The following is a 641-nucleotide window of genomic DNA, read 5'->3' on the forward strand; positions in this document are numbered from 1 at the left end:
TTGATACCAACGATTTCAACTTCTTCGCCAACTTTAACGATACCGCGCTCTACACGACCGGTAACAACGGTACCACGACCGGAGATGGAGAATACGTCTTCGATTGGCAGCAGGAATGGCTTGTCAATCGCACGCTCTGGTTCTGGGATGTAAGAATCCAGGAAGCCTGCCAGCTCAACAATCTTCGCTTCCCACTCTGCTTCGCCTTCCAGCGCTTTCAGCGCGGAACCACGAACGATTGGGGTGTCGTCGCCCGGGAAATCGTACTGAGACAGCAGTTCACGAACTTCCATCTCTACCAGTTCCAGCAGCTCTTCGTCATCAACCATGTCGCATTTGTTCAGGAACACGATGATGTAAGGAACGCCTACCTGACGACCCAGCAGGATGTGCTCACGGGTCTGAGGCATTGGGCCGTCAGTCGCAGCAACAACCAGGATCGCGCCGTCCATCTGCGCAGCACCGGTGATCATGTTTTTAACATAGTCGGCGTGGCCTGGGCAGTCTACGTGTGCGTAGTGGCGAGTCGGGGTGTCATACTCAACGTGGGACGTGTTGATGGTGATACCACGCGCTTTTTCTTCTGGTGCGTTATCGATCTGGTCGAATGCGCGAGCAGAACCACCGTAGGTCTTAGCCAG

1 protein-coding gene is annotated in these 641 nt (G+C 54.4%); it reads right to left on the minus strand.

The annotated features are described in order from the left end of the window. Window positions 1-641, minus strand: a 641-nt coding sequence (locus QLG21_RS00570; protein WP_282483654.1) for a GTP-binding protein, incomplete at both ends; no start/stop codon positions are given.

This window comes from Enterobacter sp. V87_3 (assembly GCF_029967835.1).
Classification (GTDB): domain Bacteria; phylum Pseudomonadota; class Gammaproteobacteria; order Enterobacterales; family Enterobacteriaceae; genus Enterobacter; species Enterobacter cancerogenus.